The organism is Polaromonas sp. 39-63-25 (genome assembly GCF_002278925.1).
In the GTDB taxonomy this organism is placed as follows: domain Bacteria; phylum Pseudomonadota; class Gammaproteobacteria; order Burkholderiales; family Burkholderiaceae_C; genus Polaromonas.
The window spans coordinates 507,184-522,544 of record NZ_NCJH01000001.1; the positions used below are offsets into that span (position 1 = coordinate 507,184).

Below are 15,361 nucleotides of genomic sequence, written 5' to 3' on the forward strand. Positions count from 1 at the left end.
CTGACCTCACCCGCCCTGCTCCGGGTCGGTGAGGTCCGTGTATTTCCGGCTGGAGCCGCGCGCCCGGTCCACCGGGTATTTTTCGGCATTGACAGCCAGCTTCAGCCGCGCCGCTTCCAGCAAATCGATCTGCAGCTTGTCGCACAGCTGCAGCAGGTAGAGCAGCACATCGGCCGCCTCGGCGGCCACCTCGGCTTTTTTGGGTGCGGCCAGGTGGCGGCTTTGTTCTTCCGTCAGCCACTGGAAGTGCTCCAGCAACTCCGCCGCCTCCACCGACAGGGCCGACGCCAGGTTCTTGGGCGAATGAAACTGCGCCCAGTCGCGCGCCTGGGCAAAGTCGCGCAGGGACTGGGTCAGGGAAGGGAGGTCGTGGTTCATGTCTTGGTATTTCCGGACCCATGGGCAGGGTCGAGTCTTGTCGGGAAGCTTGAAGCGCATGTTATGCGTTTCAGCCCCTGCAGGCCTGTTGCAGGCCTTCAAATAGCCGCGTCCATGCGAACCATTCATGCAAAAAACGGCTGTAGTCCAATCAGGACGGGCGCCGGCAGCTATCAAAAAAAGAGCGACTGGCAGACTTCACCGGCAAACCGGCAGTCAAGCCCATCGCCCGGTTACCTCTCATCCGCCCGAAACAGCATCTCGCGCCGCGGCCCGGCCGTTCCGTCGCAATCCACCCCCGCGCCGGCCCTGGCACTCCTACCATCGCCTCCAGTTTCAACCCCCTCAACACCCACGGAGCTCACCATGTCCCTTTCACCCCACCGACTCTCCCTCGTCTTCTGCGGCCTGCTGCTGACGGCGGCCCAGGCCATGGCGGCGCAAGCCGGCTGGCGCCAGATCACCATTCCAGCCACCGCGGCCGATGCCGCGCCCATCGTGGCGGCCCTGTATTACCCCACGCAGGCGGCTGCGCGCACGATCGCCATGGGGCCGTTCAACGTGAACGTGGCCATGCAGGCCGCGCCAGAGGCCAAGGTCAAGGGCCTTATCGTGCTGAGCCACGGCACCGGCGGCAGTGAACTTGCGCACAGCAGCCTGGCCGAGGCGCTGGCGCAGCAGGGCTACCTGGTGGCCGCACTGCGCCACCCCGGCGACAACTGGCAGGACCGCTCCTTGCGCCAGGGCAGCCTGGAACGTTATGCCACCGAGCGGCCGCGGCAGGTTTCACGCGTGATCGACGCCCTGCTCAACGACCCGCAATGGAAGGACCGCATCGCCAGCGACGCCAGGGGGCCACGCGTGGGCGCCGTGGGGCATTCGGCCGGGGGCTACACCGTGCTGGCCCTGGCAGGTGCGCGGCTCGAGCCGGCACGCTTCGACGCGCATTGCAACACCGAGCGCGCCGAGGACCCGATTTTTTGCAACACCGGCAAAGAGCGCACATCGGCCACCCACCCTGGCGCCGCAGCGCCGGCCATTCCGACGTTGACCGACACCCGCGTGCGGGCCGTGGTGGCCCTGGCGCCGATGGGGGCCTTGTTCAGCGCCGCTTCGCTGGCGCAAATCCGCGTCCCGGTGGCGCTGTATGAAGCGCAGCAAGACCGTTTTCTGGTGCCGCGCTTTCATGCCGAATGGGTGGCCGCGAATGTGCCCGGCGTAGAAATGCACCGCGTGCCCAATGCCTGGCACTTCGCGTTTCAGGACATGCCCACCATGCCCATCCCCTCCGAAGACGGCGACATTGGCGCCAATCCGCCCGGTTTTGACCGCGCTGCGTTTCTGGGCCAGCTGCAGCGCGAGCTTCCAGCGTTTTTTGACAAGGCCTTGAACTGACAGGCACCGTGCGGCGCCGGATTCGCCTAGCGCGCCGGCTTGGCGTTGTGCGCTGCAGCAGCGCGTATCAGCGCCTTGAAGGCCGCCTCGTCAAGGGCGTAGCCCTCCCCCAGATCAATGGCGCGGCGGGTGTTGCCTTCCAGGCTGGCGTTGAACAGCTTTGAAGGGTCCTTGAGCGAAGCGCCTTTGGGGAAAGTCAGCTTCACCTTGACCTTGTAGGTCTCGCCGGTGCAGAGAATGCCGCCGTGCGACCAGACCGGAATGCTCCACTTCCACTCCTCGACCACCGCCGGGTCGGCCTGCTGGATCAGCGCGCGGACATGGGCGAGCGTCTGGCCCCGCCAGTCGTCCAGGGACTTGATCTTTGCGTCTATGAGTTGCGACGGGGACTCCGCCGCTGTGTCCTGCTTGGTCTTGCCTTGCTCTTTGCTCATGAGGGTGCCTCCTTCTTGATGCCAGACAACTGGCGTGTCACATTTTCTCGCCCGGCAACTGGCTGGCCTGCTTGATCCAGGCGACGAACTGGGCTTCGTCGATCTCCGCATCCTCGCGGATGTCAAGATAACGCGTGTCCTGGCTTTTCGATGCACCGGGTGGCATCGGCGACAGCGACTGCCCGCGGAAGAAGGTTACCTTGACCTACTTCGTGAAGCAATGAAAGCTGAGGAACCAGCCCTCCTGCCCCGGCGTCCCATAAAACGGCGAGTTCCATTTGACGGCCTTGCGTACGCCGGGCACGGCAGCCACCACCAGCTTGTCGAGCCGGCGCCCGATATCCTGCTTCCAGCCCGGCATGGCCGCGAGATAGGCCAACACCGGTGCATCGCCTTCGCCCTTGGGGATCTGCGGGTTGCCGCCGGAAAGCAGCACCGGCTTGCTGGTTTTCGCTGTGGGTTGCGGTTTTGCTTTGGTCACTGCATGCGCCCAATGGCCGCCGTGGCCCAGGCCATCTCGCTGCGTGGAATAGGCAGCGCAGCCCGCGCCACCCGGCGCCCGCGCGGCCCCGCCGGCGCCGGGCTGTCTGTGACGCGCTGGCTCTCCTGCTCGGGCGTCATGTGGTGCGGCACGCCGCCCTGTAGCCTGGCATAAGGGTCGGGGGAGGATGGGGCGACCAGCAGGGTGTGGTGGGCGCCGACGGCGCCTGCTGTAAAGGCGGCGGCCAGGACTAAGTTTCTGCATTGCATGCTGGTTTTCCCGTGAAATGAGATCCACTTGTGAGCGCGCCAGGGAAATGCACCATACCAGACGGTCGCGGCGCCGGATTTCGCGGCGCATCCTCCAATTAGATGAGGAAGATTTTTATCAAACCTCTTACTATGACCTTTACAAGTTCTGCCACATACACCTGAGCGAAAGAATCACCATTTATGTTTGCCATAGCGCCATACCTTGTCGAAGTTAAGGACGAAAAAAAGCAGCCGCAGGATTTGTGGGATTTCTATAACAAACAAAACCTGCGAACAGTTCTTCTTGACTATTACAAGACCCAGCTAGGTAACTATCAGGTTGCGCCGAATAAGGGCAAAAAGATGTTCCTCGTCGCAAAACTCTTCAAAGGGACACCCACCTCAGTCACCGGCATATATCAAACCGGGGCTTTTGGATTCGAATCGGACATTTACAGCACCACAAAGAAAACAATTGCGCACAATCGCCAAAGTGACGAGGCTGACATGATGCCCTTCAATTTTTCTTTTTACATGCCCCAACAAACAACTTCAGGCCAGCGTAAGCGAGGTTTGCTTCTTTTGGGGAGATTCAACACTCTCGGAGTTCGTCAGCTGACACTCCCACATCTACAGAAGCATTTCAAAAACCGATTTCCGGAATTTTCTCTGGAAATAAACAGAGTCGTTCCTAGCATCGTGTTAGAAACTCTTATGAGTCAAGGAACACTAAAAACAATCCGCTTGGTGAAGAAAATTCTACCCAGTGACCTCGCTGACGTCTTTTCCAGTGAAGACAAAGAGAAAGTCAGCGAGATCGAAATGGTTATACGAACGAAGCGGAAGTCCTCATTTAGCGATATCGATTGGTTGATAAGGGCTGTTGAGGCGAAGACGCACCCCCGAGATATTGTCACGATTCCCGGGTTCAATCATGACAATATCAAGCTCGAAATCCAATTAGACGGACACCCTCGCATAGTAGATCTCGGCAATACAGGAAAGCTTTCATCCAACATTGAAATTTCCAGTGTCAAAGTTCACACCAATGGACATCCAGATGCAAAAAGCTGGCTAGGAGAGGCAGACGATCTCGCTTCAAGCATCGTGAAATCTTGGGGCGTTAAGGGAATGACGTGGCAATCAAGGCTTTAGAATTTTTCGCTAGTCAATCATGCTTACCAAACTGAACCCGTTCGGGATTGTTAAAGCGCATTTCTGCTCGCTGAAACGATACGATACAGAGCAGCTATCGATAGGGGAGATTCTGTTTCACTTGTTTTTTCCAGCAGCCCTCTCCGGACTGCACTATTTGCTAGTGAGGGACATTTCTGAGAATGTCGTGGGCATTATCGTATCTGCCGCATCCATTGTTGCTGGATTGATGCTCAATCTCATGGTGTTAATTTACACCTTAGTCTATAACGCAAAAAATGGTGCAAAGCCGATATCAAATTTTTCTGACTTTAAGAATATTTCTTCTGAAACTATTGCGTCAATTTCCTACAGCGTTCTTCTGTGCATTACGTTAGTAATTTCTTCATTTTTGATTCTGTCCCAATGGGCGCCAATATCAGTACTAGGAAGACTATCCACTGTATATATCGGAACTTCAACAATACTATGCTTGTTGATAGTTTTGAAGCGATGCTATGCGATTATCCAGTTTGATTTAAAGCAATAGCACGACGTAGGAAGTTTCCAAGTACTCCTCGGCCACCTGCCGTTGATCCTACAAAGGTAAAAGCCCAGCTGCTACGCAGTCCTTCAAAAGATCCATTGACTATGTGTGACTAAGTTCTATAGATCTATGACGGTGATCATTTCAGCAATGATCTTCACATCGCCCGCCGACTCAGCATCAAAAACCATTGGCTTAAAACCCGGATCCGTGCTGTCAGGCGATAGCTTCACAACAGAGTGAAACCAACCTCCGTCCGCAGACTGAGTTTTCTCGCTTGAATATATCTTGACGGTGTACGAACCGCCCGACTCAGGATCTTCAATGGATCGGTGCTCCGCAACAACCACCTTCCCTGCTCGGGTCCCTTGGGGATTTGCTCTGAAGAGGCACCAACTGCCATTCGGTATCCGGCGATTCATGGACTCGCCAACAACCTGCGCAATGAACATGCCTGGCCGAGGGCGGTAAATATCTGGCAGCGCTACCCATTCGACTGCATCGTTGTCGAAGGACTGCACTTCGCTGAACATGCCGGCAGCGAGCTTGAGGGCAACCACCGGAACCGCATTCTTGAATGGCTTGACGTGTTTTCGGTCCAATGGCTTGAACGGCAACACATTGGTCTGAGCCGGGGGCGGGCTAACAGACGCGGCTGCGACAACATCAGCAACGGGACCGGAAGTCTGGGCACCCATGCGGGAACGAAAGTAGTCCGCTGTTTCCGTGTCTGTGCAATAGATGTAGCAGCCCTTCATGCCGCGAGTCATCAAGGTCCGGTAGGTGTTCTTGATGATCAGATCGAGCCGTTTTTTACCCTCGACCGGCTCCTCCCTCAGAAGCTTCCTCCAGCCGAAGATTGACTTGTCGGAGGAAGCCCGTTTCTCAGGCCGGCACACCACTTCACCATTCCGGACCACGAAGTCGTCGCCGACGATCACGCCAATGTAGTCGACTTCAAGGCCTTGGCAGGTGTGAATACAACCGATCTCTTCCACCGAGTCGGACGCAACAATCCATAAGCTGGCGTCCTCCACCAAATTCCAGCGCTTCTTGAATCCATGCTCAGGAATCACAACGTCAAACGCCTCGGGATTCGTTTTGCTGGGCCACTTCCAGCAATAGCCGGCCACAACACGCGACTTGTTGTTGCCCTTGTTCTTTTCCACAATGCGTTGGTGCAGTTCAGTGGGTGAGTCGAACACCTGAAAGTCGAAGGCCGCTCCCTCTAAGAGAGGATTTGCGGTGGGCCGGACACCGAGCGTGTTATCCAGCCAGGCCAGGTATCCGTCTGAGCCATTGCAGCGAAATTGGGACGCCAACTCCATCACTGAGACTTTGGCCCCCGCCTTTTCCGCCCATGCAGCAATCGCGGCCTTGCCACCAATATCCTTCAGCGTGACGCGCTGGTCTTCGTCAATAAAGAAGAACGTGCAATTTGCAGCACTGATGAGTTCCTTGATCTGGTTCTCGCCAAGGTTGCCGTAAAGGCCGCCCTTCTCGTTGAGGCGGTGCGCCTCGTCCACGATCAGCGTGTCAAAAATACCTGGATCCTTATCGACGAAGGCGCCAGACCCGGAGAAGAAATTGGATATGACGGATTTCCTGAAGTGCTTCACCAACTTGCTCTCATACACAGCGCGCGGAGCGGCATTTTTCGAAACGTACTTGCAGTTCTGTCCCGTCTTGGTAAGGGCAACCAGCAAATTGATGGCGACCACTGACTTCCCAGTTCCCGGACCGCCTTCAACGATCATCACGTGCTTCTTCTGCGGCTCCGCGTGTCGTGCCACAGCCAGCGCGCTTTCATAAACGACCTTCTGATCGTCGATCAGCACAAACTCTTCCTGCCCCTTGAGCATCTTGACCAGGCTATCGGCCAACATCTTGGATGGACGAATTCTTCCGTTCTCGATCTTGTAGAGCAGCTCAATGCTATCGCCGTGCTTCACGTGTTTCTTGATAAACGCTCGCAGCTTGTCCCGCTCATCGTCGCCCTTCAGAAAAATCGGAGCGCGCTCGATATAGGCTGCATAAAAGTCATGCGCGATCACACCGTCAGGCAGGTAGTTGTGCAAATAGGCACAAGGCTGGAGCGTCACTCCACCCTCATGGATGGCCTCGTTGAATCCATCCAGCAGGGCTGCGTACGACCAAGCCTGATACGAGGGGTGACTGACCTCCCGATGTGCGCCACCGGTGTAAGTGGAAACGACGCCGTCCATTTTCGTCAGCTTGGCAGTCTCCCATTGTTTCAGCTCGACAATGATGACTTGGGGCGACCTGTCTTCAGCCAATCCCGTCAGGATGAAGTCAACCCGTTTTCCGCTTTGCGGGATGTTGTACTCAATCGCTACCCCGGCATCGGCTGGAATACCGTCGTCGTTGAGGACGCGCGCCATGCAAACGAGAGAAGAGCGCCAGGAATTGATTTCTGAGGGCCCAACCCTGTGTCCAAGTTTCTGGAAAAAGGCGTTGCTGACAACCACCTCGATGGCGGTGCTGTGCACTTGCTCAAGAAACTTTGATTTGGTTGCCTGATAGACGATCACTTGGGTTGCACCATTCCTATTTTTGATAAGTGCCGGCAGGGTATCCGGTCAGCAACTCATATCTCCGTATATTTTTTGCTGGAACCCAGTGGACGATCGACCGGATATTTTTCGGCGTTCACAGCTAGTTTGGTCCGAGCCGCGTCCACCAAGTCGATCTGAAGCTTGTCGCAGAGCTGCAGTAGATACAGGAGCACGTCGGCGGCCTCTGCAGCGACTTTAGCTTTCGCCTCGGAGGGAAGATTGCGACTTTGGTCTTCCGTCAGCCACTGGAAATGCTCCAGCAGTTCCGATGCTTCCACCGTAAGCGCCGACGCGAGATTCTTGGGCGAATGGAACTGCTCCCATTCACGCTCCTTGGCAAAGGCGCGAAGGGCTTGTGTGATGGACTCAAGTTCGGTGTTCATGCGAGACCTGCGTCAGGAAATTTCGATCCTGATGAAGATGTCAAAGGCTGGAAGCTGGTAAAGAAGATAGTCACTGTGATTCACCGCGTGAAAGTTGACCCATGGCGCCATCGCCCTTGAATGCAGACCATTCTAGGTGACCACCTGCGAGTTGCCATCCCCTATTAAGAGGATCCTGTACACGCATAGCAAGCGGTATAACTGGGTTTTCTCAACAGTTGCAAGCCATGCCTAAACTGACTCCCTATCAAGTCAACGTAGCCGCCGAGGCCTTTACCTGCGTAGTTATGTCACAGGCCGGATATGACGTAGCGATGCAATACGGAACAACTCAACCAGATTGGGACATCCTTGCAACAAAGGGATCACGGACTCTTAAACTTCAGGTAAAGGGAAGCCAGACCGGCGGATGGGGCCTCTTCCAGGGAAATCTGAAAGATGCGGATTACCATGGCGCACTTGATGCATGGCTGGCCCGGGAATTGGAAGACGTGGTTTACGTATTTGTGCAGTTCAAAAACGTGCCGGTTGGTGCCGCACCTAGATGCTATTTAGCTCGTCCCTTAGAAATTGTCCAGCACATGCGCACCACACGCGGCGGACACGCGCGGACAACACTCAAAGAGAAACACGCCTATAGTCGCGGCGTTGGTGCGGGTCACGAAGACGTTATCCCACCTAGCTGGTTGTTCTCTCACTCCCGAGTTGACACGCTGTAGAAGTCGAGGCAATCGACGACGGACGTTGGCCCACTACTCCGTCATCTTCAACCCCACCCCAAACCCCCGCCCCACCCCATACCGTCCCATCATCCCCCGGTACCACCGCTGCACATGCGGAAAGTCCGCCAGATCAACCTTGTGCCGCTCATGCCGCCAGACCCAGCCGACGATGGCGAAGTCGGCTATTGAGATTTCATCGCCTGCCACAGGGACGTTGGTCCTGTCGCTACCTTACGGCACCCGCGCTCCCGAGTTGCCAACTCTCTGTTGCCGCTCCCTTGCCACTCTCCTATCCCCGATTGCTGAAGCCAGAAGTAACAGGGCCATACCGCCAAACATCACCCAACGACCAGCCGTTAAGCTGATCGCGCTTTGATAGTGAGAGACGATTCGGCTATACGGTAGCGTAATGCCTTTGTCGCATCTGACGCTCCAAATACGGCGGTCGGAAGGAAGGACGAGGTAACGGATGCGTTCAACTTTCAGCTCAGCCAGGCATCCATGAAGTTGTTTGAGCTCGTAATCTGTAGCCTCTGTGAATAGCAGCCCTTTGCGCGTTGCAAGGTGCAGGAGGTCATCAGGAAAGTTGAAGCTCTCAGTTCGGCCGTCAAGGAGTTCGAGTCTTATATGCGGCTGATCTCGGTGAACTCTAAGAATCTTCCCATGCACGACTTCTGTATTTGCCTCCGCCGGAGGCGGATTCAGATGCATAACAGCCATGGGGTACCCGACTAATACGCTTACTACGATTACCCACCACAGTTTGTAGTTGTGATTCAGCCAAAAACGGTGAAGCATCTTTTTGCCTCCTAAGCTTGCCGAGACCTACAGAATCACTTCAACGCCACCCCAAACCCCCGCCCCACCCCATCCCGCGCCATCATCCCCCGGTACCACCTCAACACATTCGGAAAATCCGCCAGATCGATCTTGTGCCGCTCATGCCGCCAGACCCAGCCGACGATGGCGAAGTCGGCTATGGAGATTTCTTCGCCTGCGAAGAAGGCGTGGTCGGCCAGGCGGCGGTCCATCACGCCGTAGAGGCGCTTCGTTTCGGCCATGAAGCGCTCCAGGGCGTAGCGGCGGTCGGCTTCGTCTTTGAGTGCGATGAAGTGGTGCACCTGGCCGGGCATGGGGCCGAAGCCGCCCACCTGGAACATCAGCCACTCCAAAGCGGCGACGCGGGCGCGCGGGTTTTTGGGCAAAAACTGGCCGGTCTTTTCGGCCAGGTAGATCAGGATGGCGCCGGACTCGAAGATGCTGATGGGTTCACCGCCCGGGCCGTCGGGGTCGATGATGGCGGGGATCTTGTTGTTGGGGCTGATCTTCAGGAACTCGGGCGCGGTCTGCTCGCCCTGGGTGATGTCGACCACGTGCACCTCATAGGGCAGGCCCATTTCTTCGAGGGCAACGCTGATCTTGCGGCCGTTGGGGGTGTCGAAGGCGTAGAGCTGGATGGGCATGGGGTTGGTCTTGTTGGGTGGTGGGTTCGGGATGCAGTCTGCCACAGGGTGGGCGGTGGTGCTGGGCGCGCGGATGCGGGGATGGGTGCGGGGTCGGGGGCATGGATCCCGGATCTAGTCCGGGATGACAACGACGAGGCGGGGACCCTTCGACAAGCTCAGGGCGAACGGTAGAAGTTGCCTGTCGTGCGCCATGGAAGACACAATAGGCCCATGACGCGCCTCCCCGCCCTTGCCGCCTGCTGCACCGCTATGCTGCTGGCCCTTGTCAGCAGCTTCGCCCTCGCCGCGCCGCCGGCCAACGACACGCTGCGCATAGGCTCCAAACGCTTCACCGAGTCTTACATCCTGGCGCAGGTGCTGGCGCAGGCGGCGGCGCCGCACACGCCCACGCCGCCTTCGGTGCTGCAAGGCCTGGGCAACACGGCCATTGTTTATGAGGCGCTGCGTTCGGGCAGCATTGACCTTTACCCCGAGTACGTGGGCACCATCAGCCAGGAGATCCTCAAGGGTGATGCGGGCATGACAACGGCGGCCATGAACGCCGCGCTGGCGCCGCTGGGCCTGGGTGTGGCGGTGCCGTTGGGCTTCAACGACGGCTACGCGCTGGCCATGCGTGAAGACACGGCCCAGCGCCTGGGCATCAACTCGCTCAGCGATCTGGTCAAGCACCCGGAGCTGAAGCTGGGCCTGTCGAACGAGTTCCTTGGCCGGGCCGACGGCTGGAAGGGGCTGGCGCAGCGTTATGGCGCGCCGCAGACGCCGGTGGCGCTGGACCACGGGCTGGCTTATGACGCGATCGCGCAAAAGCAGGTGGATGTGATCGACATCTATACCACCGACGCCAAGATTGGCCACCTGGGCCTGCGCGTGCTGAAGGACGACCAGGCCTACTTTCCGCGGTATGACGCGGTGCTGCTGCACCGGCTGGATGTGCCCCAGCGTTTTCCGCAGGCCTGGGCGGCGTTGCAGAAGCTGGGCGGCAGCATCGACGAGAACGCGATGATTGCGATGAACGCGCGGGCCGAGCTGCAGGGTGTGGCGTTTGATGTGATTGCCCGCGACCATTTGGCTGCCAGGGCCGGCGGCGCGCCTGCTGCAACCAACACAACACAAGACCCCAGCCAGCGCGGCTTCTGGGCCAAGCTGTTCGGCCCGGATCTGGCGCGGCTGACGCGGCAGCACCTGGCGCTGACGCTGATCTCGGTCGGGCTGGCGGCGCTGATCGGCATTCCGCTGGCGGTGTGGGTGTTTCCGCACCCGCGCCTACGCGCGCTGGTGCTGGGCGCCACCGGGCTGATGCAGACCGTGCCTTCGCTGGCGCTGCTGGCGATGCTGATTTCATTGATGGGCGTGATCGGCACCGTACCGGCGCTGATTGCGCTGGCGCTCTACGCGCTGCTGCCCATCATGCGCAACACGGTGGCGGGCCTGGGCGAGGTGTCGCCCGGCCTGCGGCTGGCCGGGCAGGCGCTGGGCATGACGGCCGGCCAGCGCATGCGCCACATTGAGCTGCCGCTGGCGCTGCCGACCATTGTGGCCGGCGTGCGCACGGCCACCGCCATTGCCATTGGCACGGCGACGATTGCGGCCTTCATCGGCGCGGGCGGGTATGGCGAACGCATCGTCACCGGCCTGGCGCTGAACGACGGCCAGTTGCTGCTGGCCGGCGCCCTGCCCGCCACCTTGCTGGCGCTGCTGAGCGAGGCGTTGTTTGAAGGCGTGGATTGGCTGATGCGGCGGCGCCGGGCCGGCTGAGCGCCCCAGAGCCTGCGCTTTCCTGCCCCCTCGCCCTGCGGGAGAGGGTGGGGTGAGGGTCAGAGCCGGCTGCCCTCACCCCTGCCCTCTCCCGGGGGGAGAGGGAGTCCAACCAGCCCGGACTGCCTGACCGCCTGCTTTTTACAAGCAAAATCGGCCTCCAGCCCAATACCTGCGTTCGCTAGCAGCTATCAAATCAGGAGCAACATAACACTCCCGTGCAGCTTGCGGCGGCAGCACCCCGGCTCTTCTTTCTGATGACCGGAGCGCAACAACTTGAGCCAGCAGGCATGGCGAAGAGGCCGGCAGGGCCACGCCGCGCAAGTCCTGCGGGTGCCGAACCGACCACGGCTCTTTCGGCTACGCTTGGGGCCATGACCCCCTCGCCCACGCCCGCACCGCTGCATTTCTACTTCGACTTCATCTCGCCCTTCGGCTACTTCGCGTCGCTGCGCATTGAGCCGCTGGCGGCGCGGCACGGCCGCACCGTCGAATGGCACGCGATGCTGCTGGGGGTGTCGGTGCTGAAGGTGATGGGGCTCAAGCCCCTGCTGGACACGCCGCTCAAGGGCGACTACATCCGCCGCGATGCCAGGCGCTACATGCGCCGCCACGGCCTGGAGGTGAAACGTGATCTGGATGATGCGGTGATGGACCCGCGCGCTGCGGGCCGTGCCTTCTACTGGGTCAAGCAGCACCACCCGGCCCTGGCCGCGCCGCTGGCGCACGCGATCTACCACGCCTACTGGGCGCAAGGCCGGGACCTGTCCACCGCGGAGGCGGTTGCGGCCATAGCCCTGCCTGAGGGCCTGGACGCACAGCGCCTGCGCGAAGGCATTGAAAGCGAGGAAGCCAGGCAGCTGCTGCGCAGCGCGGTCGAAGCCTCGCTGCAAGCCGGCATTTTCGGCTCACCCACCGTGGTGGTGGATGGCGAGCCGTTCTGGGGTGTGGAAAACCTGGGGCTGGTGGAACAGTGGCTGGACAGCGGCGGCTGGTAAGCGCTCAGGCTGCAGAGAAAACGAATTCCACCGGAACCGCGATCGCGGCCAGACGCTCGCGCAGTTGGCGCTCCAGCGCATCATCACGCGTGGACGCAATCGCCACCACGGCAGACAGGCTGCCGCCGCGCTCCTCGCCCCGCACGGTGGCGCCGGCTATGTCGGCCAGCATCTCGGCCAGCTTGACCTCGATGGCACGCAGGCGCAGCGCCGGCTTGTAGATCTTGCCGATGGCCGTGACCGGCATCACCTCGATGATGGTCACACGTTTGGGCGCCGCGGGCCGCTCGTACACATGGGGCACCACGTCGGCCAGCAGCGTGGCCGGGTCGCAAGACATCCCAGGCCTGAGCGTGACAAAGGCCACGGGCAACTCGCCGGCATAGGCGTCGGGCTCGCTGACCACGGCGCACAGGGCCACCGCCGGGTGCGCCAGGAAAGCGTCTTCGACGAGGCCGGGGTCGATGTTGTGCGAGCCGCGAATGATCACGTCCTTGGCGCGGCCGGTCAGGTGGATATAGCCCTGTGCATCGATGTGGCCAAGATCACCGGAGACCAGCCACGGACCCTCGAACATGCCGGCGTTGCGCGCAGCCTCGGTGTAGCCCGGGCTCACATGCGGGCCGCGCAGCACGATGACGCCGGTGTCGCCGGTCGCGCAGGTCTGGCCCAGTTGCGCCACGCCGCCCTGCCAGGGCACGGCACGCACCTCGGTGTAAGGCAGGCGCAGGCCGGTGGAGCCGGGCACACGCGGCGCCGCCAGCGGCTCGATGGACACCAGGCCCGCGCACTCGGTCATGCCCAGGATGTTGCGCACCGCAATCCCGGGCTTGCGCTCGAACTGCGCCGCCAGTTCCGCGGGCAGCGGCGAGCCGCCGGTATAGGCCACCTTGATTGACGAGATGTCTGCATCCACCGGCAGGTTGGCCAGCGTCGCGAGAATGGTCGGCACGCAGGCCAGCGCGGTCACGCGTTCACGTTCGCAGAACTTCCAGTAGTTTTTGGTAAAGGCGGGGTTGCGCATGCCACTGAGCGTGGGCAGGACCTGAGCCGCGCCGATGGCCAGCATGGACAGCCCGTAGACAAAAGCCCCGGCGACATGAAACAGCGGAAAACCGTTGAGCTCCACCGTGTGTTCGTCGAAGCCGTAAAACCGATGGGCAAACCATCCGGTGTGCGCCTCGTTGCCGTGGGTGTGCTGCGCAAGTTTGGGGGAGCCGGTCGTGCCGCCGGTGTGGAAGCAGGCGGCAATGCGGTCGGGCGTGAGTTGTGGGTCAAACGCCAGCACGTCGCCGGCCTGCGCCAGCAGATCCTGGAACACCGGCACGCCCGGCGCCGCGTTGCTACCTACGCGGATCTGCAGCACCGGCAGGCGCCGGATCGCCAGCACTTTCTCGACCATGGGCCAGAGCGGGAGCTCGTCGTTGGGACCGAGCGCAACCATCACCTTGGCGCCCGACGCTTCGAGCAGGGCCGCAATGTGTTCGGGCTGCAGCAGGTAGTTGATCGGACAGGCCTTGCCCGCCAGTTGAGCGCCCCACAGTGCAAATTGCGTCTCGGGAATGTTCGGCGCCAGAATGACCACGGCATCGTCAGGCCCGACGCCCATGGCGCGGAACAGGTTGGCCGCCCGGTGGATCTGCGCCAGCAGCTCGGCGTAACGCACGGCCACGGCCGGCTGCTGCAGGTCGCCGCTGGGCAGGTAGCGAAACGCATCACGGCCGGCAAAACGCCGCGCCGCCTGGGCGATCAGGCCGTAGGTGGTGCGCGCCGGGATCGCCTGGTCATAAGGCGTGCGCTCCAGCGCCTCGATGTCGGCCAGCCCCCGGATGGCGGTCGTGGTCATGCGGCGGCAGCTTGCCCCAAGCCCAGCAGCCGCATGGCGTTGCCTTTCAGGATGCCGGGCATCACTTCCGGCTTGAAACCGGCGTCTTCAAAATCCTTCATCCAGCGGTCCGGCGTGATCAACGGGTAGTCGCTGCCGAACAGGATGCGATCCTTGAGCAGCGTGTTGGCGTATTGCACCAGCTGCTTGGGGAAATACTTGGGGCTCCAGCCCGACAGGTCGATCCAGACGTTGGGCTTGTGGGTCGCCACGCTGAGCGCCTCGTCCTGCCAGGGGAAGCTGGGGTGCGCCATGACGATCTGCATGTCCGGGAAATCGATCGCCACGTCGTCGAGGTGCATGGGGTTGGAGTATTCGAGCCGCAGCCCGCCGCCGCAACGCATGCCGCTGCCGATGCCGCTGTGGCCGGTATGGAAGATGGCCGGCATCTTGTATTCGGCAATCACCTCGTAAATCGGCCAGGCCATCTTGTCCTGGGGGTAGCAGCCCTGCACTGTGGGATGGAACTTGAAACCCTTGATGCCGTGTTCCTCGATCAGCCGGCGTGCCTCGCGGGCGCCCATTTTTCCCTTGTGCGGGTCAATGCTGGCAAAGGCCATCATCATGTCACTGTTTTTCTTGGCGGCTTCGGCGATTTCCTCGTTGGGAATGCGGCGCCGGCCCATCTGCGTCTCGGCATCCACCGTGAACATGATCAGCCCGATCTTGCGCTCGCGGTAATAGGCCACGGTTTCTTCTATCGTCGGCCGGCGGCTGTTCTTGAAGTACTTGTCGGCGGCGCGGTCGTATTCCTCGCCGTAGTTGTCGAACGGGTTCCAGCAGCTGACCTCCGCGTGGGTGTGAATGTCAATCGCAATGAGGTTCTCGTAGTCCATGCTGTCTCCTGGTGGTTCGACTTGTTGCACACCTCATTCGGGTTAACACTGAGAAATGAGGCGGCAAAGTCAATTGAATTGGTTATTGTTTATAACAATAATCGATGCAACTTGCAAACC

14 protein-coding genes and 2 pseudogenes are annotated in these 15,361 nt (G+C 60.1%); 6 read left to right on the top strand and 10 right to left on the bottom strand.

Annotation, left to right across the window (positions count from 1 at the left end):
* Window positions 1-6 precede the first annotated feature (6 nt).
* Complete coding sequence (locus B7X65_RS02435; protein ID WP_293592388.1) at window positions 7-378, bottom strand: nucleotide pyrophosphohydrolase; 372 nt, start codon at window positions 376-378, stop codon at window positions 7-9.
* 366 nt (window positions 379-744) lie between these two features.
* On the opposite strand from B7X65_RS02435, the gene B7X65_RS02440 reads away from it, so the two are divergent.
* Window positions 745-1,773: an alpha/beta fold hydrolase gene (locus B7X65_RS02440; protein ID WP_293592389.1), complete on the top strand. Its 1,029-nt coding sequence runs from the start codon at window positions 745-747 to the stop codon at window positions 1,771-1,773.
* Window positions 1,774-1,799: 26 nt separating this feature from the next.
* Here the strand turns inward: B7X65_RS02440 and B7X65_RS02445 are convergent, their stop codons facing one another.
* From B7X65_RS02445 to B7X65_RS02455, 3 genes and pseudogenes are all read right to left on the bottom strand, one after another.
* Complete coding sequence (locus B7X65_RS02445; RefSeq protein WP_293592390.1) at window positions 1,800-2,207, bottom strand: DUF1801 domain-containing protein; 408 nt, start codon at window positions 2,205-2,207, stop codon at window positions 1,800-1,802.
* Window positions 2,208-2,244: 37 nt separating this feature from the next.
* A pseudogene (locus B7X65_RS02450) lies at window positions 2,245-2,688 on the bottom strand (DUF1801 domain-containing protein).
* Window positions 2,685-2,957, bottom strand: coding sequence for a hypothetical protein (locus tag B7X65_RS02455; RefSeq protein ID WP_293592391.1), 273 nt, complete (start codon window positions 2,955-2,957; stop codon window positions 2,685-2,687). Before B7X65_RS02455 ends, B7X65_RS02450 begins: the two are co-directional and overlap by 4 nt.
* A 183-nt stretch (window positions 2,958-3,140) precedes the next feature.
* Here B7X65_RS02455 and B7X65_RS02460 point away from each other — a divergent pair, with 183 nt between their 5' ends.
* On the top strand, window positions 3,141-4,094 hold the full coding sequence (locus B7X65_RS02460) for a hypothetical protein (protein WP_293592392.1): 954 nt from the start codon (window positions 3,141-3,143) through the stop codon (window positions 4,092-4,094).
* Window positions 4,095-4,113: 19 nt separating this feature from the next.
* Window positions 4,114-4,623, top strand: a complete 510-nt coding sequence (locus tag B7X65_RS02465) for a hypothetical protein (RefSeq protein ID WP_293592393.1) — start codon at window positions 4,114-4,116, stop codon at window positions 4,621-4,623.
* A gap of 116 nt (window positions 4,624-4,739) precedes the next feature.
* On the opposite strand, the gene B7X65_RS02470 is transcribed toward B7X65_RS02465, so the two are convergent.
* Both B7X65_RS02470 and B7X65_RS02475 read right to left on the bottom strand, forming a co-directional pair.
* Window positions 4,740-7,172 (bottom strand): DNA/RNA helicase domain-containing protein, encoded by a 2,433-nt coding sequence (locus tag B7X65_RS02470; protein WP_293592394.1) that lies wholly within the window; start codon window positions 7,170-7,172, stop codon window positions 4,740-4,742.
* 56 nt (window positions 7,173-7,228) lie between these two features.
* Window positions 7,229-7,579 (bottom strand): nucleotide pyrophosphohydrolase, encoded by a 351-nt coding sequence (locus tag B7X65_RS02475; protein WP_293592395.1) that lies wholly within the window; start codon window positions 7,577-7,579, stop codon window positions 7,229-7,231.
* Window positions 7,580-7,806: 227 nt separating this feature from the next.
* On the opposite strand from B7X65_RS02475, the gene B7X65_RS02480 reads away from it, so the two are divergent.
* Window positions 7,807-8,298, top strand: a complete 492-nt coding sequence (locus B7X65_RS02480) for a hypothetical protein (protein WP_293592396.1) — start codon at window positions 7,807-7,809, stop codon at window positions 8,296-8,298.
* A gap of 33 nt (window positions 8,299-8,331) precedes the next feature.
* Here the strand turns inward: B7X65_RS02480 and B7X65_RS02485 are convergent.
* Window positions 8,332-8,508, bottom strand: a pseudogene (locus B7X65_RS02485) (glutathione binding-like protein); the annotation flags it as partial.
* Between the two features lie 626 nt (window positions 8,509-9,134).
* On the bottom strand, window positions 9,135-9,764 hold the full coding sequence (locus tag B7X65_RS02490) for a glutathione binding-like protein (protein ID WP_293592397.1): 630 nt from the start codon (window positions 9,762-9,764) through the stop codon (window positions 9,135-9,137).
* 252 nt (window positions 9,765-10,016) lie between these two features.
* Here B7X65_RS02490 and B7X65_RS02495 point away from each other — a divergent pair, with 252 nt between their 5' ends.
* Window positions 10,017-11,522 carry a glycine betaine ABC transporter substrate-binding protein gene (locus B7X65_RS02495; RefSeq protein WP_293592454.1) on the top strand — a complete coding sequence of 502 codons (1,506 nt, stop codon included), beginning with the start codon at window positions 10,017-10,019 and terminating at the stop codon, window positions 11,520-11,522.
* A 374-nt stretch (window positions 11,523-11,896) separates the two neighbouring features.
* Window positions 11,897-12,520: a 2-hydroxychromene-2-carboxylate isomerase gene (locus B7X65_RS02500; RefSeq protein ID WP_293592398.1), complete on the top strand. Its 624-nt coding sequence runs from the start codon at window positions 11,897-11,899 to the stop codon at window positions 12,518-12,520.
* Between the two features lie 4 nt (window positions 12,521-12,524).
* Here B7X65_RS02500 and B7X65_RS02505 read toward each other — a convergent pair whose 3' ends face one another.
* Window positions 12,525-14,366, bottom strand: a complete 1,842-nt coding sequence (locus tag B7X65_RS02505) for an AMP-binding protein (RefSeq protein ID WP_293592399.1) — start codon at window positions 14,364-14,366, stop codon at window positions 12,525-12,527.
* Window positions 14,363-15,241 (bottom strand): amidohydrolase family protein, encoded by an 879-nt coding sequence (locus tag B7X65_RS02510; RefSeq protein WP_293592400.1) that lies wholly within the window; start codon window positions 15,239-15,241, stop codon window positions 14,363-14,365. Before B7X65_RS02510 ends, B7X65_RS02505 begins: the two co-directional genes overlap by 4 nt.
* Between the last annotated feature and the right edge of the window lie 120 nt (window positions 15,242-15,361).